Here is a 22,346-nt window from a genome sequence, read left to right as displayed (position 1 = left end):
CGGTCGGCGACGGCACCACCCCGGACGGTCGCGTTTCAGACCGGGGTTCGCTTACTGCGGTACGACCTGGCTGGTCAGCGGCCCCGGTCTTCTTCGGTTTCCTGCTCTCCGGCACCCTCGCCGTGGCTTCACTCGTTCCAGTGCGGGCCGTGCTCGCTGCCCCGTGCCAGCAGTCAGGCTGGGCGGATCCGCTCGCCATCCCGGCGAGGCCGGCGGCCAAGTATTTCGCCGGGGAGACGTGCTGGCGAGGAGTCGTCAACTACTGTAACTACTGCTTGATTTGACTCGACTGCGGTCTGGGGTGGTAGAGGGGATTCCGTGGGAATCACGGAAGCCACCCTGACAGTGTTGGACGTGAAGTTCGCAGCGATACTGCCGCATCTGGACGAGCGGCAGCGCCGCCTGTATCTGGCCTTGGAGGCCGATGCCCTCGGGCATGGCGGAACCGCGGCGGTGGCCAGGCTGGCGGAGGTATCGGAGTCGACCATCGCGCGGGGCCGCGACGAACTCGCGGGCGGCGCGCCGGTACTGGGACGGGTCCGCCGCCTGCCCCGGCGGCGGACGCAGACCGGCCGCCGAGCGTGACCCTGGCCTGGTGCCGGCACTCGAGACCCTGATCGAGCCGCGGGAGGTCGGCGACCCGGTCTCCCCGCTGCGCTGGACCACTGCCTCGCTGCGGGACCTGGCCCGGGAGTTGACCGCGGCAGGCCATCCGATCAGCGCCCCGGCTGTGGGCAAGCTGCTGCGCTCGATGGGCTTCAGCCTCCAGGGCATGGCCAAGACCCGCTCCGGGAGCCACGTCCCAGACCGGGACGCCCAGTTCCGGCACATCAACGCCACGGTCGAGCGGTTCCTGTCCCAGGAACTGCCGGTGGTGAGCGTGGATGCGAAGAAGAAGGAGCCGATCGGCGACTGCGCCCGAGCGGGCCGCACCTACCGCCCCAAGGGGGCGCCGATCACGGCCCCGGACCACGACTTCGTGGACCCCGACACTCCGATCGCAATCCCCTACGGCGTCTACGACCTGGGGCAGGACGTCGGCTGGGTGAACGTGGGCACCGACCGCAACACCGCCGCCTTCGCGGTGGAGTCCATCCGCCGCTGGTGGAACCAGCAGGGCCAGCAGGACTACCCCGACGCGACACGGCTGCTGATCACCGCCGACTCCGGAGGAGCGAACTCCGCCGACTCCCACCTGTTCAAGAAGGACCTGGCCGCCTTCGCCGACGAGTGCGGACTGACCATCACCGTCCTGCACTTCCCACCCGGGACACAATGCCGTTGCTTGAGTGGGGCAAGCAGTTCGCGGTGACGTTGGGGGCACGGGGTCGTTGGACCTGGCATGCATCCGCGGGTGGGGATATCCGATGATGTGCGGCTGGGAGTAGTGACCCGCTGGGTGACGCCGGAGCTCGTCGGTGAAGTGCTGGAGATATGCGGGGTTCGCGACAAGAAGTCCGGCGCCCTGCCGGCCGGGTTCATGGTCTACTTCACGCTCGCCCTGGCTCTGTTCCAGCAGGACTCTTACGACGACGTGGCGGAGCAACTGGTCGGCAGCATCCCGGAGTTGAGCGAGAGCATTCCCAACAAGTCTTCGTTCACGCGGACGCGCAGGCGTCTGGGACCACGGGTCTTGGAGACGTTGTTCCGCGAGCTGGCCGGCCCACTGGCACCCGTCGGTTTGAAGAGCGCCTTCTATCGCGGGATGCGCCTGGCCGCAGTGGACGGGTTCGTGCTGGATGTGCCGGATACACCGGCCAACCGGGCCGTATTCGGCGGGCCGGTCAAGAATGGCCAGCCCGCGGGGTTCCCGCAGGCGCGGGTGGTGACGCTGACCGAGTGCGGCACGCACGCGCAGATCGACGCGGCGGTGGGCGGGTTCAACGGCGGCGAGCCGGAACTGGCGATCAGCATGGCCGAAGCGGCTGCCGGAATGCTGGTCGTCATGGACCGGGGCTTTCCTGGCGTGGCGCTGTGGAAGGCATACACCGGGACCGGGGCTCATCTGCTGATCCGGGCCCGGTCGAGCGTCGCTGCTCGCCCGGTCGAGTACCTGCCCGACGGGACCTACCTGGCGAGGATGAACCTGGCCGGGCAGAAAGGCGCGCATCCCGGCGGGGTGCTGGTCCGTGTGATCGAGTACCGCATCGACGGCGGCGAGGTGGTCAGGCTGCTGACCGATCTGTCAGACCCGATTGTCTATCCAGCGGCGGAGTTGGCAGGGCTCTACCACTCGAGGTGGGAGGCGGAGTCGGCGTTCCGGCAGATCAAGACCTTCCAGCATGGGCCGCCCGAGGTCCTGCGTTCAGGCGACCCGGATCTGTCAATCCCCTCGCAGCGTGGAGACGGTCTATGCGGCCAGTCCCTCGGCGAGGGTGGCTCGGTAGTCACGTTCGTAGTCGATCGGGCTCTTGAACCCGCACACGCTGTGTAGCCGCCTGGCGTTGTAGAAGTCGGTGATCACAGCCGTCGTCTCCACACACCTTGGCCGCAGGGAGCTCAGAGTTCGGCATCGGCCAGCAAATCCCACGGCAGGTCGTTGCCGTCTCTCGACTGGGTCAGCTCGGCCCAGATGCACTTCCCCGTCGTCGTGTAGCGCGTACCCCACCGCCGGGAGAGCGCGGCGACCAGCTGCAGGCCGCGTCCGCCCTCGTCCGTCTCGGAGGCACGACGGATGCGGGGTGTCGTCAGGCTTCCGTCGGATACCTCGCAGATCAGGTCGGCGCTGCGTAGCAGCCGCAGCTGCGCCGGCCCCCTTGCGTGCCGTATCACGTTCCCGACGAGTTCACTGACGATGAGTTCGGTCGTCAGCACCAGGTCGTCCAGCCCCCACAGGGACAGCTGCTCCCGGACGTGGTGCCGGGCCTCACCCGCCGCCTGCGGCTGGTCGGGGAGCTGCCAGGTGGCCATCCGGTCGTCGGGCAAGGTGTGGAGACGGGCGATGAGGAGTGCCGCATCGTCGGTGGCTCTGGATGGCCCGCACTGAAGTGCCGTACTGGTGATGAGGTCGCAGAGCCGCTCCAGGTCCTTGCGATCGGCTGTCCGGAGCAGCCCCGCGAGCTCGGCCATGCCCTGGTCGATCTCGCTGCCCCGGGACTCCAGCAGGCCGTCGGTGTACAGGACGAGCAGACTGCCGTCGTGCAGCTGCAACTCGCTCGTCTGGAATGGCGGTTCCGCCGCGCCGAGCGGCGGGTCGGGCGACAGGTCGGGGAAGTACACGGAACCGTCGGGCTCGACCACGGCCGGCGGCGGGTGGCCGGCCAGCGTGAAGGTGCAGATCCCGGTGGTGGGGTCGTGGAGCGCGTAGAGGCAGGTGGCGAACGAGTCCTCGCCGAGGCTGCCGACGATCTGGTTGAGGTGGATCATGATCTCGTCGGGTGGAACCTCCAGGTTGGCCAGGGTGTCGACAGCGGTGCGCAGTCGGCCCATGGTGGCCGCTTCGGGCAGGCCGTGTCCCATCACGTCTCCGACCACGAGCGCAACGCGGCACGCGGACAGCGGGATCACGTCGTACCAGTCGCCGCCCACGTCCATGCCCTGCGTGGCGGGCAGGAAGCGCGCGGCCGCTGTGCACTCCGGCAGTTCGGGCAGGCGCTTGGGGAGCAGGCCGCGCTGCAGTTCCTGGGCGCGGGTGTGCTCGGCGTCATAGAGCCGCGCACGCTCCAGGGCGTGCGCGACCAGGGCGCTGATCGCGGTCAGCAGGCTCCGCTCGTCGTCGGCGAGGTGGCGCGGCTGGTCGAAGGAGACGGTGCAGACGGCGAACGTACGCCCGGAGACGGTCAGCGGCAAGAACGCCCACGCCTGTTTGCCGGCCAGGCGCGGACGCTCGGCGTTACGCGGGTAGCGTCTGACATATTCCTCCGCTGACGGTATGAACAGCGGCGTGCCGGTGAGGACCGCTTCCCCGATCGGGTCGTCCGAAGCGATCGGGATGCCGTTGAGCGCGTCGAGGAGCGCCTTCCGGTAGCCCACGGCTCCGACGACGTGCGCCCGGTCGCCCTCAATGGCGATCACGGCCAGCCCGCTGGCGCCGAACGGCGGGAGTACCCGCCGGGCGACCGCGTCCACGACGTCACTCGACGTCCTCGCCCTCGCGAGCGCCGCGGTCAGCTCGGCGATCCGGGTCGAACGGTGCGCGGCGGCGCGCCGGGCGGCGTCACGCTCTGCCTCTCGCCGCCGTCTGTCGGTGACGTCCGTGAGATAGACGGTGAGTCCGGAGGGCACCGGGACGAGCCGCATGTGGTGGCAGCGGTCGGGCGTCATCCACATGTCGAAGCCCACGGGCGCCGCCCCGGCGGAGGCCTCCTGGCACCGGCCCTCCAGTTCGGGGACCCCCCGCACGGCAGGCAGCTCCCACAGGACGCGCTCGAAGAGTTCCTGCTCGGTGGCACCGAGAGTGCGCTCGGCCTCCAGGTTGACGAAGAGGATCCGCCCTTCGTCATCCAACAGAATGAAGCCGTCGCTCATCATGCGAAGTGCGCGGGCGAGCGTGTCCCGGGCGCTGCGGGACTCGCTGCTGTCCCAGACCACGCCCACCATCCGGATGGGCTGGCCATTCTCGTCGCACGCCACGGAGCCGCGGGCCTGATTCCAGCCGTAACTCCCATCCGGTCGCCGGACCCGGTATTCGGCCTCGTACACGGTGCGTTCGCGGATCGCTCTCTCGGCAGCCGCCATCGTCGACGGTATGTCGTCGGGGTGGGCGAGCCTCACCCAGTTCTCCATGCGGGGCTCGTAGTCGGCCGGGAGGGCGCCGAAGAGGGCGACTGCGGCGTCGGCCCAATCCAGATGGCCGGTGCGCAGGTCCCAGTTCCAGGTGCCGATCGGGACACCTTTCAGCGCCTGCCGGAGTCGGCCGCCGGCCAGCTCCTCCTGGGTCGGCTGAGCGCGCGGCGGTGCCTGGCGCAGCCGCTGCTCGGTCCAGGCAGCCACGGCTCGCAGGTAGTCCCACTCTTCCCTGTTCGGCTCTCCCCGCGCGCCCACGAGCAGCGTGATCGCGCCGATGGCGCGATCACCGCTGAAGAACGGCACGGAGGCGAGGCCGGCACCGGGCCAGGGCCTTGTCGGGGGCCCGGCGGTATCGCCGGATCTCACCGGCACCCAGGTGCAGCGGCCTCCGCGCACGGCCTCTGCCGGAGCGGTCGGCCCGTCCTCCATGACGATCTCCCAGGAGCCGGCCAGGGCCGACGGCAGACCGACCGACGACACAAGGCGCAGCGCGGGGGTCGGTCCGCGCATGTGGACAGCGGCTGCCACCGTCTGCAGCTCCGCCGCCGCGTGGTACAGACCCAGACGGAAGATCTCGCTCTCGGCGATCCCGGGCGCGGTGGTCGCCAGGAGGGCGAGCCGCGTGTTCGCGGACTCATGCACGCCCATGCCCAGAGATTACTCGCGCGGCGCCTCAGCCGCGATCTCCTTGTCAGATCCTCGCAAGGCATGAGGAGAATCGAGTGCTCTGTTGCGGGTGCCGGCCGTGACCCGTAGAGGCCGCCGGCCGGCCCCGCCCGTCAGGGGCCAGGCGGATGCCCCCCGTCGGGAGGCATGCGCCGTGCCGTCCTCACGGTGCGAGTCGCTCGTACGTGTCCGGCTGTCGCTGCCGCAGCCACAGCGCGCGGGCGCATCCGCAGAGAACCGATGCCGGGACGACGAGCGCCAGAATGACGTTGAGCATCCCGGAGCGTCCGGTGAAGAGAGGGAGCTGGTTGACGATCAGCCAGGCGACAAAGGCGAGGGCGGCTGCGGCGAGAAGGGGGCAGAACCAGACCTGCCACGCCGGCAGGCCACGTCTGTCTCGCAGGAAGTACGCAAACACCGCGACCGAGGCAAGGCAGGTCAGGACCGGGAGGGCGACCACCGCCGGCGTGGTGCAGATGACGAACAGGTCCAGGTACGGATCAAGGCCCGCGATGGCGAAGACCGACACGACCACCAGCGTGAAGGTCGAAAGCCCGGCGCTGGCAACCCACGGTGAACCGGTGCGCTGCTGCACGCTGCCGAGCATCGGCGGTAGCGCGCGGTCACGCCCCAGAGCGAAGAGATAGCGCGCTGCCGCGTTGTGGAAGGCGAGGACGGCGGCGAACCAGCTGGTGACGACGACAACGCTCAACGCCTGCGCCGCCCAGAGCCCGATGAAGTTCTGTGTGGCGGTGAAGAACATGTTGGTCGGGTCGGAGTTGGCGTGCTCCACCGCACCCGCGTCACCGAAGGACTGGACGACTGCCCAGCAGACGAACGCGTAGAGCACCATCATGACGCTGATCGCCCCGTAGGTCGCCCGCCGGATGGTGCGATGACCGTCTCGGACCTCCTCGGCGAACAGCACCGTCGCCTCGAAGCCGGCAAACGCCGTGATCGCGATCGCCATCATCGGGCCCATGTTACTTCCGAAGACTTCGTGTGGTGAGAATGCCGTGGCCGACAGCCCTTCCGCGCCACCGGTCAACGTGACAGCCAGCGCGAAGACCAGCAGCAGAACGATCTCGCAGGTTACGACGATGCCCAGCACGCGGGCGTTGAGGTCGACGCCCAGAAGCCCGACCAGTGCCATCGCGGCGACCGCCAGGAAGGCCCACAACTCCCACGGTGTGTTCCAGTGCAGGAGAGAGTGGGCCGTGTGCTGTGCGAAAATCGCGAACGCGCCGATCGAACCGATTGACGCAACGGCATAGGTCATCACCGCGAGAAAGGCCGTTCCCAGCCCCAGCGCCCGCCCCATACCCTCCGTAACAAACAGATACAGGCCGCCAACCTTGCGGATATGACGAGCCATCGCGACATATCCCACGGAGAAGACGGCGAAGATGGCTCCGCAGACCAGAAGGACGCCCGCAGTGCCGATGCCTCCGCGTCCGATCGCCAGAGGGATTGCGCCCACCGAGAATCCCAGCGGCGCCGCCGCTGCGATCACGAAGAAAATCACCTGCCGGGCCGACAGAACCCCGGATCGCAGCGAATCCACACCGCTGAAATGAGCATCGCTCCCCGGATCAGCTGCAGCACTAGTGCCCAAAGTATTTTCCACTTTCCCTCCACATGATGACTGTGCCGCGATTTTCCAGAATCCGCGCAGATGGTGTTCGGCGGCTGTCCCTGGCCCCAGCAAGATTCAGCCTGAGCTGTCGGCCGGGGCGGGCGGTCCGCTTGCCAGCCGCGGGCGCGTCACGCCCTGCAATTCAACGTCGTCGGCACGGTCGTACCGAGTCAGGCGGTGCTTCGGCAGTCGTTTCGGACACCGGGCGGAGGCCATGTTAAGGGTGAAGTGTTGGCGAAATGTTGGTGGAAGTGTTGGTGCGGGGGAGGCTACTAGCATGCTGGGCATGTCATTCTTCTCAGCTCGCGGAAGAACTCCGCGTCTTGCCCCGGAACTCGACGATGTCGAACTGGGTAGGCTCCTGAAGCGTCTGCGTTCGGTGAAAAGGTCGAGCCCAGCTGGGGCGACGGACATTTCCGTGGCTCAGATAGCTCAGGTTCTGGATCAGGATCCTCAGAACTTCGACCGCCGAGCACACCGTCTCTCCGTCCTTGCCGGTTTCCTGTCGGAGTCGCATCTCCCTGCCGCCTGGGTGCAGCGGGAACCGCGCAACGTCAGCGCTCTGACCCTTTACTCCTGGACCGAACTCGAACACGGTCGCAGCAGAGGAACTCTGACAGACGGGTCGGCGACGTGGAGCAGATGTCAGCTCGCGGCGGATCTCGACCCGCAAAACCCGGCGCCCTGGGTGGTGATGCTGGGCATCGCACGCCTGGAGCGTGCACACCGCCGCGAGGTCTTTGCGATCTGGGATGAGATCGTGGCGCGGGACAGGTGGCATCGCGAGGCGTATCTGAGCATGCTGCACTACCTCGGTCCGCAGGAATCGGGTTCCCTCGGCCGGGCAATCGACTTCGTCGACTCTCTCCTCACGCGGATGCCACCGAACGCCCCCTGCGCTGCCGTCGAACTCGAAGTCCATCTCATGCGGTACCACTCCGCAAAGGCGCGCGGTGGAGCGGAGGCGCTCTTGGCACGTGACCAGTGGCACAGCACACAGACGGCGCGGTTCCTGGACCGGGCGCAAGACACCTGGCCCCGTCCGGCGTTCTTCTCCCACGCGGCGGCCGTGTCCGATCTCAACCTTCTCGCGTACGCGCTGACCGCCGCCGGCAGGCTGCGAGGAGCCGCACCCGTCTTCGAAGCCATCGCAGGGAGGGTCACCAGGTGGCCCTGGCGCTATGAAGGAGATCCACTGGTGGTGTTCGAGTCCGCCCGCGACAAGGCTCGCTGATCTCCGCCTGCGCGAGACGATGGCGCTTCCTGCTCGACCGCGGAAGCGTGACGCCGCGGTTGCACGTCGCCCGAGCTGGGAGTGACTGGTGTCTTGGCCAGATGTCCGCAGAGGCCTTGGACAAGGACAGTGGTGTGCGTGGCCGTGCATCGCGGATTGCGGAGGAGCCGCCAGGACTTGAGGTGGCGACGGCCTGTTCGGCGAGGGCGCGGATCCGTCGTTCGTTTCGCAGCTGCCCGGGCATTGCCCGCATCTTCCGGAATGCGGTCCGGTGAGGGCGCACCGCCCGCGCACCGCAGGGACCGAGCACCACCCTCAGAAGGTCCTCAGGATCCCACCAAGTGGTGCCCGGTGGCCGACCTCACGATGGAACGACAGTGCTCACTTCAGCGACACGCCGAACGCGGGATTTCCAACCCGGGTCGGCCCGGCGTGGTCTGGCGATCGCCTATCGAGCGGCTTGGACGGCAGCGTCCCAGTCGTTCCCATATATCTCGACGACGGTCGAACGCTGACCCTCTGACGGCGTATCAAAAGTGACCCACTTGGTGATCTTCGTCTGACTCTGGCCTTGGTGATCAAGGTCAGGAGGGAAGGTGATCCTTGTGGAGGACTGGGCAGAGATCCGCCGGCTGCATCGGGCCGAGCAGATGCCGATCCGGGCGATCGCGCGTCATCTGGGCATCTCGAAGAACACGGTCAAGCGTGCGCTGGCGACGGACCGGCCGCCGAAGTACGAGCGACCGCCCAAGGGCTCGGTGGTGGATGCGGTGGAGGTGCAGATCCGCGAGCTTCTTCGGGAGACGCCGACGATGCCCGCGACGGTGATCGCCGAGCGGATCGGCTGGGACCGTGGGATGACGATCCTCAAGGAGAGGGTGCGCGAGCTTCGGCCTGCTTATGTTCCGGTCGATCCGGTCTCGCGCACGGTCTACCGGCCCGGCGAGCTGGCCCAGTGCGACTTGTGGTTTCCCGAGGCGGACATCCCGCTGGGCTATGGGCAGAGCGGCCGGCCGCCGGTGCTGGTGATGGTGTCCGGCTACTCGCGGATGATCGCCGCGCGGATGCTGCCGTCGAAGCGGACCGGTGATCTGATCGACGGGCACTGGCGGCTGCTGTCCGAGTGGGGCGGGGTCCCGGAACTGCTGGTCTGGGACAACGAGGCCGGGGTGGGCCGGGGCAAGGTCACGGGCGAGTTCGCGGCGTTCGCGGGCCTGCTCGCCACCAAGATCTATCTCTGCCGGCCTCGGGACCCGGAAGCGAAGGGGCTGGTGGAGAGGGCCAATGGCTATCTGGAGACCTCGTTCCTGCCCGGGCGGCACTTCGCCGGTCCGGACGACTTCAACAGCCAGCTGGCCGCGTGGCTGAAGGTCGCCAACCGGCGCATCCACCGCACTCTCGGGGCCCGTCCGGCCGACCGGTGGGAGGCCGATCGGGCCGGGATGCTCACCCTGCCGCCGGTCGACCCGCCCGCCTGGTGGCGGTTCCAGGTCCGCCTCGGCCGGGACCACTACGTCCGCGTTGACACCTGCGACTACTCCGTCGACCCCACCGCGATCGGCCACCAGGTCACCGTGCTGTGTGACAACGACCAGGTCATCGTCCTGGCCACCGGGGGCGAGATCGTCGCCCAGCATCCGCGCTGCTGGGCCCGCCACCAGACCCTCACCGATCCCGAGCACGCCGCCACCGGCAAGGCGATGCGCCAGGATGTACGCCATCGGCCCACCGGCCAGGTCCACGCCGTCGGCTCCGGCCCGCTCGTCGAGGTCGAGCAGCGCGAGCTGGGCTCCTATGACCGGTTGTTCACCGTCATCGACGGCGGCGCCGGCAAGGAGGCCGGCTGATGCCCCGCACCCCCACCACCGTCGACAGTGAGGCACCTGCTGCCGCGGTCACGAGCCGCAGGACCGGCCAGCAGACCGCCTCCGACCTGGCCTTTCTCGCCCGGGCGATGAAGGCCCCGGCCCTTCTTGCCGCCGCTGACCGGCTCGCCGAACGGGCCCGCAAGGAGTCATGGACCCACGCCGAATACCTGGTCGCCTGCCTCCAGCGGGAGGTCTCCGCCCGTGAATCGCACGGCGGCGAGGCACGAGTACGGGCCGCCCGTTTCCCCGCGATCAAGACGATCGAGGAGCTCGACGTCACCCATCTGCGCGGCGTGACGCGCCAACAGCTCGCGCATCTGGGCACGTTGGACTTCATCGCGGGCAAGGAGAACGTCGTCTTCCTGGGCCCGCCGGGCACCGGCAAGACGCACCTGGCGATCGGCCTGGCAGTGCGGGCCTGCCAGGCCGGGCACCGGGTCGCCTTCGCCACCGCCGCCGAGTGGGTCGACAAGCTCGCCGCCGCCCACGAGACCGGCCGCCTGTCGGCCGAGCTCACCAGACTCGGCCGCTATCCGCTGATCGTGGTGGACGAGGTCGGCTACATCCCCTTCGAGGCCGAGGCTGCGAACCTGTTCTTCCAGCTCATCTCGAACCGATACGAACGCGCGTCCGTGATCGTCACCAGCAACAAGCCTTTCGGACGCTGGGGAGAGGTCTTCGGCGACGAGACCGTCGCCGCCGCCATGATCGACCGCCTGGTCCACCACGCCGAGGTCCACTCCCTCAAGGGCGACTCCTACCGCATGCGAGGACGCGAACTCGGACGCGTCCCCACCGACACAACCGACAACGACTGAACCACCACCAACCGACACCAACCGGGTCAGAATTCAACCGCCCAAAGTGGGTCACCGTTCAGCCGCCGCCGACAATATATGCAAGAGAGTCACCCGTTCACCTGCGGATGACGTCTCGCGGACGTGAAAATCGGTGCGGGGCTGCCTGCCGACGCCGTTCGCTGCTTGGGCTGCGAGCTCGCAAGAGAGTCCGGTGAGGGAGCTGTCCGAGGGGCCGCACACTGTCGTCTCGAACACGCGGTTCAGCTTCTCCGTTACCCCTCACGCTCCCCGGGCGGCCCCGCCCGCAAGACCCGCGACCTCGTCCGCCAGCTTCAGGCCCTCGGCCACCACGTCACCCTCGCACCCGCAACAGCCTGACCGCCCTGAATCACCGACATCCGGTCCGCAAGCGGCCCGGATACTGCCGCCTGCCCTCCCGAAGATCGATTTTCCGTTCAGCATCAGTTCAGTGGATATACCGAAGACCCTTGCGGGCCGGCTTCGTCGGCTGCCTGTCTGCGGGAATGGTCGCGGTTCCGGCCCATGTCCCCGGCACGGGCCGCCTCGACCAGACCCTGCCGAGGCTCGCACGGATCGCGGCGCACTGCGAAGCGCGGGCGGTGCCGACCACCCATGACGGTTTTTGAACACAACGAGGTAAACCCGCTGATGACCCGCGCTCCCGCTCATGACGCACCGGACCTCTCCGCGGTGCGACCCGACGTCGACGGACTCCTCATGGAGTTCCTCGAGCGGAAAGCCCAGCTCGCGCCCGGGCCGGAGATGGCCCCGCTGTTCACCGCGCTGCGCCGCCTCCTGGACGGGGCAAGCGGCTGCGCCCACAGCTGTGCGTCGCGGGGTGGTATGCTGGCGGCGGGCAGGGGGACAGCAGTGCGGTCCTCAGCGTGGCCGCCGCCCTGGAATGGTTCCAGGCGTTCGCCCTGATTCACGACGACATCATGGACGTCAGCGACCTGCGCCGGGGACAGCCCACCGCCCACCGCGCTCTTGCCGCCGCGTACACCTCCGGTGGAGGCCGGCACGGCAGAGCCGAGGCACACGGTATGAACGCCACCATCCTGCTCGGCGACGTCACCCTGGCGTGGTCCGACGACCTCCTGCACGGCGCGGACCTCGACACCGAGGCCCTGACTCGGATCCTGCCGCTGGTGGACACCATGCGCAACGAGCTGGTGTACGGGCAGTACCTGGACCTTGTGTCGACCGACCGCCTGTCCGACGACGTCGAGGCCGCACTGCGGGTGGTGCACTACAAGACCGCGAAGTACACCATGGAATGGCCACTGCGCATCGGCGCGGTCGCGCCGGCGCCGCACCGGACGTCCTGGACGCGTGCAGCGCCTTCGCACTGCCGCTGGGCGAAGCGTTTTAGCTGCGCAACGACCTCCTCGGCGTGTTCGGCGACCCCGCCGAGACCGGCAATCCGGTCGGGGACGACATACGCGAGGGAAAGGCCACCGTGCTGATGGCTCTCGCCCTGCAGGGAGCCTCCGCCGCCGAGAAGCAGCTGCTGCGTACGCTGGTCGGCAGCCCCGGCCTGACGGACGACGGCCTCCTCCGTGTCCGGAGGCTCGAAGAAACCGGTGCCCGACGACACTTCGAGAAGATGATCAGCGCCGGGCGCGACGCAGCCCTCGCGGTGCTGGACCGGGCTCCGTTCCCCTCTGCCGCCGCCGGTGTCCTGCGCGATATCGCCGGGACAGCCACCGTGAGGCAGGCATGAGGAAGGCCCGGTGCCGACCGCGCGCCGACCTGATGGGGCGCGCTCCGGGCGTACGGCTTCCAGGCCGTACGCCTCGTGTCAAACATCAACTCTGGCCGAGACACGACACCGTGAGCGGCGGCAACATGCCGCCCCCGGCGCGACCGTGGCGAGTGCGCTTCCCAACCTCATGGCATCACACACTATGGCACGATCAAGGATGATCGTGTACGAAAGGGCCTACATGCATGGGGAGTTCATCGCCGCAGTGGTTCGGCGACATCACACACGGTGTCTCGGGTATGGGCAACCATGTGGTGAGTCATCAAGTATCAGCGCTGGGACGGTCGTTTGAAACGGCCATCACAAGGGATGAAGGATCGCCCCGTTGCTCCCCACTCACCACGTGGGAGCAACGGGGCTGCCGTCGTGTGGTGAACGTCGCCGGCGGTGTCCGGTCAGTACGTGGTCGGCCGCACCCTCTGCCGGGGGATCATGCCCCGCGCGGGCTCGGAGGGCGACGCCGACGCGTCGCGGGACCGCTGGTGCGGAACCGCCGGGATCACCTCGGCCGGCTCGCCCGCCCCGGTCGCCGGGGGCTCCTCCCGGATCTCGGCGATGACGTCGATCCCCCACGTCCTGAGCGCCTCGCGGAACGTCCGGAGCGAATCCGTGAGCGCGGACTCGACCGCGGTCAGGTCGTCACCGCGCACCGCCACGGTGACGTGCATGTGTACGCCCTGGCCGAAGCGACGGGCCCGCGACTTCATGTACACCCCGCTGCGCGCATCGGCGTCGAACGCCCTGAGCGCGGGGTCCAGCGAAGCCTCGTCGTTGGTGTCCGTGACGACCGTCGCACAGCGGAGGTGACCGCTTCCCAGCCACCGCCCGAAGACCTCGCCGGAGCGGTGGGAGACGATATGCATGAGCTCGCGCGGGACCCCGGGCAGTGCCAGGATGCCCGTGTTCCCCCTCGGCAGGTGGACGGCGGGGGCCACGCCGACGTCGTTCGGTATCGGCTCCGCCCCGGCCGGCAGCAGGGCCATCTTCGACCTGGCCTGGTCCGCTGCGGCGGGCGCTCCGGGGTTCTTCGGGTGGCCGAGGCCCAGTTCCTCGTACCGGCGTCGCACCATCCGCAGTGCGGTGGTGTGCGTGGTCAGCTCGGCGCCCGCGAACTCGGCGATCGCGGACAGGGTGAGGTCGTCGCGGGTCGGTCCGAGGCCGCCGACGGTGATGACGAGGTCGGGGCCGAGGGCGAAGGCCTGCGACAGTGCGGTGCGGATGCGCTGCCGGTCGTCGTGCACCGTGCAGATCTGCGCGACCCGCGCCCCCCGCCCGGTGATCTGACGGCACAGCCAGCCGCTGTTGGTGTCCGTGGTACTGCCGTTGAGCACCTCGTCACCGATCACCACGATCGCCGCGGTACCCGTCATCGGTCTGTCCCTTCGACGTGCGGAGTGCGGAATTACGTGATCACGGACGGACCAGGACCTTGATCGCCGAACGGACGCCCATCGCCTTGTACCCGTCGCCCACCGAGACCAGCGGCAGCTCCAGGTCGAAGAGCGGTGAGGCGTCGAGCCGGCCGGCCAGGACGTCTTCGAGCAACTCGGGTATGTAGGCGCGGGTCGGTGCGACACTTGCCCGGAAGGAGAGGTTCCGCCTGACCATCTGGTTGGCGTCCATCCAGGTCGGCTGGCCGGTCACACCGACGAGGCAGACGTTGCCGCCGTCCCTCGCGATGCCGACGGCCGTGGCGAGGGACTGCTCGCTGCCGAAGGCGTCGATCACCGCGTCGGCGCCGTCGCCGCCGGTGAGTTCCCTGACCTCCTCGACGGCCTCGCGGTCTCTGCTCACGACGATGTCGTCCGCGCCGAACCTGGAGGCCATCGCCAGTCGGGGCGCGTGCGCGCCGAGCAGGATGACGTGCTCGGCGCCCCGCCTGCGCGCCGCCAGCACGGCGCACAGGCCCACGGCGCCGTCACCGACCACGGCGACGGTCGAACCGGGTCCGACGCCGGTGGTGACGGCGCCGTGGTGTCCGGCACCGAGCACGTCCGACAGCGGAAGGAGCCGGGGCAGTAGGTCCGCGCAGTCACGGGACGGTACGCGTACCAGGGTGCCGTCCGCGTGGGGCACCCGGACCGCCTCGGCCTGGCAGCCGTCGGCGCCCGCCTCGCCCCAGAGCCCGCCGTCCCGGCAGGACGTCGTCAGGCCGGCCGCGCAGTGCGAACAGGTCCCGTCGGACCAGGCCATGGGTGCGACGACGATGTCACCGGCCTGGACGGAGCGCACAGAGGCACCGGTGTCCACGACCCGGCCGACGAACTCGTGCCCCATCCGCTGGACGGCCGGGATGGGGTCGACTCCCAGGTAGCCGCCGAGGTCGGTGCCGCAGACCGCGGTGACCAGGACCTCGACGACTGCGTCCGTCGACTGTTCGATGCGGGGGTCCGGCACCTGCTCCACTCGGACGTCTCCAGCGGCGTACAGCACGGTTGCCAGCAACAGATCTCCCTGAATCGATGGTTGGGGAGTTGGGTGGGAACCCGTCGGTGATACGAACGAGCGGCAAACACAACGGTCATCGGCATTTCCGCTGCTGGCCGGGGTTGTATCGGGACCGATGGTAGGCCTTCCCGGAGAACGCTGACAAGCGTGGATTCCGAGCTTGGGTGGGTATGTGGCCGCCAATACCCCTTGGTATATCGGCGGCTGACATACCATCGGCAGCGCTCGCCTGGCTGCCGAGGTCCACCACCGCCCGGTCTGGGGCGAGAGAGGAACTCCCCGCCGGTGAACTAGGGAGAACTCCGCGCCCCGTGACGGCGGCCTGACTGAACCTCCCAGAGCAACACCACCGTAGTCACCCCGGAGATCCCTTGTGGACACCGGATCCGAGGAGATCCCGATGCTGGACGAGGACGGTGACGAGTGGGACGCCCAGTGGGACGGCGGAAGCGGCACCGGGCTGCGGTTCCTCGGGCGGGCGGGCGGCGGCTCGTCCCGTGCCCGTCCGTTCGTACGGACGCGTCAGCACGCGCTCGAAGACCTCGTCGTGTCCCTGGTGAACCAGGAGCGGTCCGATCGCGGACTGGCGCGGCTCCGCGCGGAGGAACTTCTGCGGATCTCTTCCCGTTCCCACAGCCGGGACATGGCCACCCGGGGCTTCTTCGACCATGTGACCCCCGAGGGCGGCACACCGGCTGAGCGCATGACGGCGGCGGGGTATCCGTTCCCCGCGGCGGAGAACGTCGCCATCTGCCCGCCGGACGCGTGGGTGGTCGTGCGGGCCTGGATGAACAGCCCCGGGCACCGCGTGAACATTCTGCGGCCCCGCGTGCGGTCCGTCGGGGTCGGCGTCTTCCTGGCCCCCGGCACGGGCCTGGCCTGGTGGACCCAGAACTTCGGCTACCTGTGAGCCTTCCGGCCGTCGTCGTGCGGTCGTCATCCCCGGTGGACATCGCCCTGACCCTCCATGTGCTCGCTGAACTCCACGTTCGCCAAGGGCCGGTTGGCGTCGCCGGACGCAAACTCGGAGACCGGGCACGGAAGGCGCGGCCGTGTTCCTCACTCTCGGGGTCCACGTTCACGATCAGCGGCGTCCGGTCCTGGACGCGGCGGTCAGGCGCCGCCGTCCGCGCGTCCGCCACGGCGAGGCAGACGCAGTCGCCGTCATCCGGGACCAGGCCGAGCAACTGCTCCGCGGCCATGCCCTCGTACGCGGGATCGTCGACGATCCGTCCCCCCGTGAGCAGGCGCTCGCCCGTGTGGTACCGGATCAGCTCGCGCAGTTCGTGCCAGACCCGCGGTGAGCCAAGGTCGGTGCGGATCTGGAAGTTGCTGTCCCTCAGGAAGCGGTCGCCTCGTCGCCGCCTCCCTGCGCGAGGGCGGTCAGCAGCGCGTCGACCTGAACGACCACGCTCACCGGCGCGGACGGGCTGAGGTAGTAGACGTCGTACCGCTCGTCGGTGCGTTCGAGCAGTTCGGGCAGCGGCATGCGCACATGCGGATGCTCGTCCTCGTCCACGTCCACGGTGGGCGAGGAGACGGCGACCACGTCCGTCCCGTCGGGTGCCTGCACCACCGTCGGGGCGCCCTCCTCGTCGACGAACACCATGAGCTGGGCCTTGGCGAACTCCCGGGCCACCACGTCCTCGGTGATGTGTCCGGTGGCGGAAAGCTGGACGGCCTCGTCCAAGGGGTCGATGGCGACCGGCCATCCGAGGGCGGCCGGCGTGGGGCGGTACTCCTTGTTGATCTCGCCTTCGACGATGTTGCCCTCGGAGTCGGTCCGCCAGGCGCCGCCGACGGCCCACTCGGGCGGCATGCCGCCGTCGCCCTGCCACGTCGGGTCGACGATCTGGATGATGTGGTCGGGCGCCAGCTTCGCCATCCTGACCAGTTCTTCCGGCCATTCAGGCTGTTCCTCCGCGGCGCCGGGCTCCCCCTCGGCGGGCGGCTCCTGCGGTACGGGCGCGTTCGCGTCGCCGGGCGCGTTCGCGTCGCGCTCGTCCAGGGGTGCGGCCTCGCCCGGCTGCGGTTCCCTCTCGCTCATCATGATCTCCGTTTCCGTGTCAGGGGAGTGCGATGTCGTAGGAATGGTCGGGGTCGCCCACCAGGAGAATGATCGGGCTCTCCTCTGAACCATACGAGGCGAAGGCGAGTCCGGATCGATCGTCCCGCTGGGCGACGACGAGCCGGATACCGAGTTCCTCGGCGACGGCCCGGGCCAGGAAGGCCTCCAGCGGGCTCCCGGGGGCCGTTGGGCCGCTTCCGCTGTGGAGCAGCGCCTGGAATCGTAGCAAGGGGGTGAGTCCCAGCTGGGCGACCGTCATCGCGCCGCCCAGGAGCTCCAGCGTGGTGCGGGTCGCGAGCGTCAGCGGGACGCCGGCGGCGTCCGGCCGCGCGCCGTCCGCCGTCAGCTCCGCGGCGAGCCCGGACGACGTGTCCAAGACCCATGGGCTGAAGCCACGTCCCCTCACACCATGCCGACGCCACACCACGTTCCGGTCATGAGGATCCCATCCAATGCCCCGGTCATCAAAGGAGCGGAGGAGTGCGACTGGTTGGTCATGTGCATGAAGGTGGTGGTCGGAGCGGGGACGGGGCGCTCCCGTCACGGACGCTGAGCTGCGGCTCACCGCGGGGCCACCGGCAAGAAGGGTCCCAGGGGCGGGGTCCCAGGGGCGGGGGTCCCACCGCGCGAGTCTCCCTCCGTTTTTGTTCCACACCTCTTTCCGTTCACTCAGCAACCGTTACCATCACCCGCATGGAACACAGTCGGCACCTTTCCTTGGCAGGCACCGCATCGGTCGCTGATGCGCGATGGGTCGGGCGTGCGAACGAACTCGCCTCACTCCGCGACTTGTTGGCGGACCTGAGGAGCGGCAGAGGTGGCTGCGCCCTGGTCGAGGGGCCACCGGGGATCGGCAAGACCGAGTTGATCAACGAGGCGTTCCGCTCGGTCGACCCCGACCGGGTGACCGTACTGCGGGGCGGCGCGGACGAGTTCTGCACGAACCTGCCGTTCCAGCTGATCAACGACGCGCTGCGGCAGATACGGACGACCGATGTGGGGAGGCAGGAGGTCGCCCCACAATCATTGTGGGCCGCGACCACCCGGAACCCACTGGTCGCGGGCATGGAAGCGACGGTGGCGGAGATCGAGCGCCTGTGCGCGCGCGGCCCCGTGGTGCTGATCGCGAACGACCTCCAGTGGGCCGACGAGGCCAGTCTGACCGTTCTGGGCGCCCTCGTCCGGCTCACCGCCCAGCTGCCCCTGCTGATCGTCGGCGACCTCTCGACCCTGCGTCGACGCGACGACGTGGGCCAGTTCCGCCGCGCCCTGCTGTCGCGACAGGCGACCGTGCTGACCCTCGGTCCCCTTTCCTCCAAGGAAGCCGTCCTGCTGGCAGGGGAGTTCCTCGGTGCGCCGGCCTCCGGCACGCTGAGCGAGGAGATCCAGCGGACCGGCGGCAATCCGCTGTACATCAGAGAGCTGACCGCGGCACTCGTGCGTGACAGCCATGTCCGCGTGCACGAGGGGAAGGCCGAACTGCTGCCGGCCCCGGAGAATCGCAACCCGCTGCCGACCTCGCTGAGCGCGGCGATCGCCGATCGCCTGGGTGTGCTGTCGCCGGACACGCTGGAGGTGCTGCACTCCGCCAGCCTGCTGGGCGGTGGGTTCGGGCTCAGTGAGCTGTGCGCCGTGGTCGGCTGGCCCACCGACCGAGTGATCGACGCGATCGGCGAAGCGGTGTCGACGGGGATCGTCGCGGACGACGCGAACCGGCTGCGCTTTCCCGCTCCGTTGCTGCGCAGCGCGCTGTACGAGTCGATGCCCGTGTCGTTGCGGAGCCTGCGCCATCGGAGGGCCGCGCGGGTGTTCGCCGAGACCGGTCTGGCCCCCGAGCGGGTGGCCGCCCAGCTCGTCCAGGCGAATGACGAGCGCGACGAGTGGACCATCGACTGGCTCGGCGAGGCGGCCCCCGCCCTGCTCTACTCCGCGCCCGGGCTCGCGGGTGAGCTGCTCCGCCGCGCGACCGGTCATCTGGCCTGGGACGACGACCGCCGCGAACCACTGGAGGCGGCCCTGGCCATGGCCGCTTACCTGCGCGGACAGTTCGCGGAGGCCGAGACCACGGCGACCCGCGTCCTGGGCCGGACGGACAGCACCGAACGGGCCGGCGAGATGGCCTGGTTGCTCGGCTACATGCTGTGGGTGATCGACCGTTTCCAGGAGGCCGCCGAGGTCGTGACCGCCGTCTCCCGGCAGCGGGAGCTCGGCGCGCTGTGGGAGGCCCGCCTCCGCTGCCTGCACGGCGTGATCCTCTGCACCTCGGGCATGCGCGACGTCGGCAGGAAGGACCTCACGGAGGCGCTTGAGCAGGGCCGCCGACTCGGTGACGCGCGGACCGTCGGCTACTCCTCGAACATGCTGGCGACACTGAGTCGCGCGGAGCACGACGTGGCGCGGCTGATGGACCATGTCGACGAGGGACTGACGGCGGTTGCCGAGATACCCGAACTCAGTGACTGCCGCATTCTGCTGCTCACCACCAAGATGGCCGGGCAGCTCCTGCTGGACGTGGCCGACGACAGCGTCGAGGAAACGGTTGTTCTGGCGCGCCGGGTGGCGGACGAGGCGGGCACGGTGATCTCCCGCAGGGTGTCGGACTCCGCCGCGGCCATCTCATACCACAAGGGGCGCTGGGACGACGCGCTCGCCGAACTCGAGGACGTCGTCGGCCTGCCCGGCTGTGACTTCTGGGTCGTCGGCGCCCACGGGACGCGCGCGCTCATCGCGGTCCAGCGCGGTCAGCTGAGTACGGCGCACGAACACCTCGACGCCATCGGCGACGTGGATCAGCTGCTGCCCAAGACCCGGAAGAACGCCGTGCTGGGGATACGGGCGGCCGCCATGCTCGCCGAACGCGAGGGGCGGAGTGAGGATGCCCTCGCCCTACTGGAGCGGACCACGGCGGACGCGTACTTCTTCCAGGTACCCAACCGCCATGAATGGATGCCCTTCCTGGTCAGGACCGCTCTGGCGGAGGGCCGTAAGGACCTGGCCGAAGCGGCCGCCGAGGCCGTGGAGAAGGATGCCCTCGTCGCCCGGCACCCCGAGTACCGGGCGGCGGCGCGGCACTGCCGCGCTCTGCTGACGGGGGACCCCGCGCCGCTGCGCGAGGCGCTGGAGTACTACCGGGGCGCCAGGCGCGTCCCGAAGACCGCCGAGTGCGCGGAGGATCTGGCCGCCGTACTCGCCGCGGCGGGCCAGCTCGGGGCTGCCCGGGCCGCCATGCAGGAGTCCGTGACGGGCTACCTCGCTCTGGGCGCGACCGGCGACCTGGGTGAACTCGGCCGGGCCTCGTCCCGCTGGCGTCAGCTCGGGCTCCGTCGCAGCGACCATGTCGCGCGTCGTCCCGCCACCGGGTGGGGGTCGCTCACCCCCACCGAGGTCCGTGTCGCCGAACTCGTGGCCGAAGGGCTGTCCAACCCGGATATCGCCGAGCGTCTGTGTTCCTCCCGGCGCACCGTGGGTACCCACGTGTCCCGGATCCTCGGAAAGCTGGGCATGCACTCGCGCGCGGAAGTCGTACGGGACTTCGCACGGGCCACGGCCGCTCTGGAGCCGGCCCAGTAGCGGCGGCGCGCAGACCCGGCTCGCGCGGCGGGCCCCCGGAGCCGCGCCGGCCGGGCCGGAGGTTCGCGGCCGGGCCTTGCCCGGCCCGAAGTGCCGCGCCGGCTCTCGCGCATCGCGGCACTCGCCCGGAAGGCTCAGCTCGCGGCCTGGGTCAGGGCCGCTTCGTCCTCGTCGGTGTCGTCTCCGGCCGCGGGCCGTGTGACGTCGACGGCGCTGTAGAAGACCGACCGCCCCTGCTTGGTGCGCTCGGCCCGGCTGCCGGCGACCAGACGGTCCAGTGTGTTGCGTACGGTCTGCTCGGTGGTGGGACGCACGGACACCACCTGGTCGAGGATCTCGGAGACGGACCGGGGCTCGTTCTGCCGGCGCAGGACCGTGGCGACGACGTCGATCAGCGACTTGTCCCCGTCCTTGCCGCCCCATCCGCCGCGCCCGTTCCCCCGGGGCGCAGCCGCGGCCGGGCGAGGCACACGTCGCGTGGCCGGATCGTGCGCTTTGGCGGGCGCGACGGATTCGGTCGTGGCCCCGGCGAGGGCGTCCGCGGCCGACTCCAGCGTCTTCCGCATGTTGGCCAGAACGGCGTGCTCCTCCTCCAGCACGCGAAGGCGGCTGCGGAGTTCTTCCTGCTGCAGCAGGTTGGCCTCGGTGTCCTCACGAATACGCCGGGCGTACTCGTCAAGCACGTGGGCGGGCTCGGGCAAAAGACTCACCTTCTCGTCATTGGTTGGTGAGTCGATGCTACCCGGCAGTTGGTGTTCGGTGTCCCTCGTTGGAGGGAGAGCTGTACGACACAGATACCGGCGCCGGCGAACACCGCCGGGTTCAGCGTGTGTGGTTGTCCCCGGTCGGCGGCAGGTGCTGGGTGGGGCGATCACAGGCATGGCGCCGGGCGCCGGCTCACACCCCGGCGAAGTCTTCCTGCAGGGAGGCCTGCAGCGCCTTGAGAGCGTAGTGCGAGCGGGACTTGACGGTTCCCAGCGGCACTCCGAGCTCCCTGGCCGTCTCGACTCCGGTCATCGATCGGAAGTGCAGGCAGTGGATGACCGCCCGCTGCTCCGGCGACAGCGCGGCGACGGCCTTGCGGACCAGCTCGACGAGCAGGAGGCGGTCGTAGGCGCAGTCGGGCTCGGGGATCATCGCGAGAATCGCGTCGTCGCACTCCTGGGGCCGTACCCGGCGGGCACGGTCCGCGTCGATCGCGATCCGCCGGGCGACGGTGAACAGCCAGGGCCGGAAGGATCCGAATCCCCGGCTGGCGGCCATCGCGTCCGGGTTCTTCCAGGCCCTGATCAGCGTCTCCTGCTTGATCTCCTCCGCGCGCCAGGCATCGCCGCGGGTCAGGGAGAGACAGAACCGGCCCAGGGCGGCTCCGTGTTGCTCGACGATGTCTTCCAGGTCGGCCGCGGTCGCCGTCTGCCGGGGCGCGGCGTGCGCCGGACGGCGCGGGGTACGGGGGTCCGCCGGGCGACGTCGGGCCACGTGATGGCGAGCGGTCTCGCGACTGTCGGTGGTGGTCCTGGTGAGGAGCGCGGTTGTCATGAT

Annotated in this window: 16 protein-coding genes and 2 pseudogenes; 9 read left to right on the top strand and 9 right to left on the bottom strand. The window is 69.4% G+C overall.

Features of this window, described 5'->3' with window-relative positions; all coding sequences use genetic code 11:
* Positions 1–324 precede the first annotated feature (324 nt).
* A pseudogene (locus ACWCXB_RS25620) lies at positions 325–1,273 on the top strand (ISAzo13 family transposase); the annotation flags it as partial.
* Positions 1,274–1,387: 114 nt separating this feature from the next.
* The gene (locus ACWCXB_RS25615; RefSeq protein WP_450725886.1) at positions 1,388–2,434 is read left to right on the top strand and encodes an IS4 family transposase; all 1,047 of its coding nucleotides are present in this window, start codon (positions 1,388–1,390) and stop codon (positions 2,432–2,434) included.
* 65 nt (positions 2,435–2,499) lie between these two features.
* Here the strand turns inward: ACWCXB_RS25615 and ACWCXB_RS25610 are convergent, their stop codons facing one another.
* Both ACWCXB_RS25610 and ACWCXB_RS25605 read right to left on the bottom strand, forming a co-directional pair.
* The gene (locus tag ACWCXB_RS25610) at positions 2,500–5,376 is read right to left on the bottom strand and encodes a SpoIIE family protein phosphatase (protein ID WP_450725884.1); all 2,877 of its coding nucleotides are present in this window, start codon (positions 5,374–5,376) and stop codon (positions 2,500–2,502) included.
* Between the two features lie 181 nt (positions 5,377–5,557).
* Entirely contained in the window at positions 5,558–6,958 is a 1,401-nt protein-coding gene (locus ACWCXB_RS25605) for an APC family permease (protein ID WP_450725882.1), read from the bottom strand.
* 358 nt (positions 6,959–7,316) lie between these two features.
* Here ACWCXB_RS25605 and ACWCXB_RS25600 point away from each other — a divergent pair, with 358 nt between their 5' ends.
* The 5 genes from ACWCXB_RS25600 to ACWCXB_RS25580 all read left to right on the top strand — a co-directional run bounded on the left by ACWCXB_RS25600 (position 7,317) and on the right by ACWCXB_RS25580 (position 12,676).
* The gene (locus ACWCXB_RS25600) at positions 7,317–8,264 is read left to right on the top strand and encodes a hypothetical protein (RefSeq protein ID WP_450725881.1); all 948 of its coding nucleotides are present in this window, start codon (positions 7,317–7,319) and stop codon (positions 8,262–8,264) included.
* A gap of 596 nt (positions 8,265–8,860) precedes the next feature.
* A complete protein-coding gene (gene istA, locus ACWCXB_RS25595) occupies positions 8,861–10,111 on the top strand; it encodes an IS21 family transposase (protein ID WP_450725880.1) in 1,251 nt (416 codons plus the stop codon).
* A complete protein-coding gene (gene istB, locus ACWCXB_RS25590) occupies positions 10,111–10,950 on the top strand; it encodes an IS21-like element helper ATPase IstB (protein ID WP_450725878.1) in 840 nt (279 codons plus the stop codon). The genes istA and istB overlap by 1 nt, the downstream gene beginning before the upstream one ends.
* 815 nt (positions 10,951–11,765) lie before the next feature.
* Entirely contained in the window at positions 11,766–12,419 is a 654-nt protein-coding gene (locus ACWCXB_RS25585) for a polyprenyl synthetase family protein (RefSeq protein WP_450725918.1), read from the top strand.
* A complete protein-coding gene (locus ACWCXB_RS25580) occupies positions 12,347–12,676 on the top strand; it encodes a polyprenyl synthetase family protein (protein WP_450725876.1) in 330 nt (109 codons plus the stop codon). The genes ACWCXB_RS25585 and ACWCXB_RS25580 overlap by 73 nt, the downstream gene beginning before the upstream one ends.
* Positions 12,677–13,113: 437 nt before the next feature.
* Here ACWCXB_RS25580 and ACWCXB_RS25575 read toward each other — a convergent pair whose 3' ends face one another.
* Together ACWCXB_RS25575 and ACWCXB_RS25570 are read right to left on the bottom strand one after the other, a co-directional pair.
* A complete protein-coding gene (locus tag ACWCXB_RS25575) occupies positions 13,114–14,088 on the bottom strand; it encodes a competence/damage-inducible protein A (RefSeq protein ID WP_450725874.1) in 975 nt (324 codons plus the stop codon).
* 40 nt (positions 14,089–14,128) lie between these two features.
* Positions 14,129–15,163, bottom strand: coding sequence for a zinc-binding dehydrogenase (locus ACWCXB_RS25570; protein ID WP_450725873.1), 1,035 nt, complete (start codon positions 15,161–15,163; stop codon positions 14,129–14,131).
* 376 nt (positions 15,164–15,539) lie between these two features.
* Between ACWCXB_RS25570 and ACWCXB_RS25565 the strand changes: the two genes are divergently transcribed.
* Positions 15,540–16,076, top strand: a complete 537-nt coding sequence (locus ACWCXB_RS25565) for a CAP domain-containing protein (protein ID WP_450725872.1) — start codon at positions 15,540–15,542, stop codon at positions 16,074–16,076.
* 178 nt (positions 16,077–16,254) lie between these two features.
* Here ACWCXB_RS25565 and ACWCXB_RS25560 read toward each other — a convergent pair.
* The 3 genes and pseudogenes from ACWCXB_RS25560 to ACWCXB_RS25550 form a co-directional block, all read right to left on the bottom strand.
* Positions 16,255–16,437, bottom strand: a pseudogene (locus ACWCXB_RS25560) (DUF6924 domain-containing protein); the annotation flags it as partial.
* Between the two features lie 68 nt (positions 16,438–16,505).
* Positions 16,506–17,213: a type VII secretion system-associated protein gene (locus ACWCXB_RS25555; protein ID WP_450725870.1), complete on the bottom strand. Its 708-nt coding sequence runs from the start codon at positions 17,211–17,213 to the stop codon at positions 16,506–16,508.
* Positions 17,214–17,232: 19 nt separating this feature from the next.
* Complete coding sequence (locus tag ACWCXB_RS25550; protein WP_450725869.1) at positions 17,233–17,610, bottom strand: hypothetical protein; 378 nt, start codon at positions 17,608–17,610, stop codon at positions 17,233–17,235.
* 317 nt (positions 17,611–17,927) lie between these two features.
* Between ACWCXB_RS25550 and ACWCXB_RS25545 the strand changes: the two genes are divergently transcribed.
* On the top strand, positions 17,928–20,804 hold the full coding sequence (locus tag ACWCXB_RS25545; RefSeq protein ID WP_450725868.1) for a helix-turn-helix transcriptional regulator: 2,877 nt from the start codon (positions 17,928–17,930) through the stop codon (positions 20,802–20,804).
* Positions 20,805–20,938: 134 nt separating this feature from the next.
* Here ACWCXB_RS25545 and ACWCXB_RS25540 read toward each other — a convergent pair whose 3' ends face one another.
* Together ACWCXB_RS25540 and ACWCXB_RS25535 are read right to left on the bottom strand one after the other, a co-directional pair.
* Positions 20,939–21,505, bottom strand: coding sequence for a BlaI/MecI/CopY family transcriptional regulator (locus ACWCXB_RS25540; RefSeq protein WP_450725866.1), 567 nt, complete (start codon positions 21,503–21,505; stop codon positions 20,939–20,941).
* 196 nt (positions 21,506–21,701) lie between these two features.
* Positions 21,702–22,343, bottom strand: coding sequence for a sigma-70 family RNA polymerase sigma factor (locus tag ACWCXB_RS25535; RefSeq protein ID WP_450725865.1), 642 nt, complete (start codon positions 22,341–22,343; stop codon positions 21,702–21,704).
* Between the last annotated feature and the right edge of the window lie 3 nt (positions 22,344–22,346).

The sequence above is a fragment of the Streptomyces sp. NPDC001514 genome (genome assembly GCF_053597075.1).
The sequence above is the reverse complement of the archived record's forward strand: the minus strand, read 5'-3'. Positions and strand labels throughout refer to the sequence as shown.

Coding starts and splice junctions, on each gene's coding strand:
- ACWCXB_RS25610 (WP_450725884.1), bottom strand. CDS start 5,376: ATGGGCGTGCATGAGTCCGCGAACACGCGGCTCGCCCTCCTGGCGACC.
- ACWCXB_RS25600 (WP_450725881.1), top strand. CDS start 7,317: ATGTCATTCTTCTCAGCTCGCGGAAGAACTCCGCGTCTTGCCCCGGAA.
- istB (WP_450725878.1), top strand. CDS start 10,111: ATGCCCCGCACCCCCACCACCGTCGACAGTGAGGCACCTGCTGCCGCG.
- ACWCXB_RS25575 (WP_450725874.1), bottom strand. CDS start 14,088: ATGACGGGTACCGCGGCGATCGTGGTGATCGGTGACGAGGTGCTCAAC.
- ACWCXB_RS25555 (WP_450725870.1), bottom strand. CDS start 17,213: ATGAGCGAGAGGGAACCGCAGCCGGGCGAGGCCGCACCCCTGGACGAG.
- ACWCXB_RS25545 (WP_450725868.1), top strand. CDS start 17,928: ATGGAACACAGTCGGCACCTTTCCTTGGCAGGCACCGCATCGGTCGCT.
- ACWCXB_RS25535 (WP_450725865.1), bottom strand. CDS start 22,343: ATGACAACCGCGCTCCTCACCAGGACCACCACCGACAGTCGCGAGACC.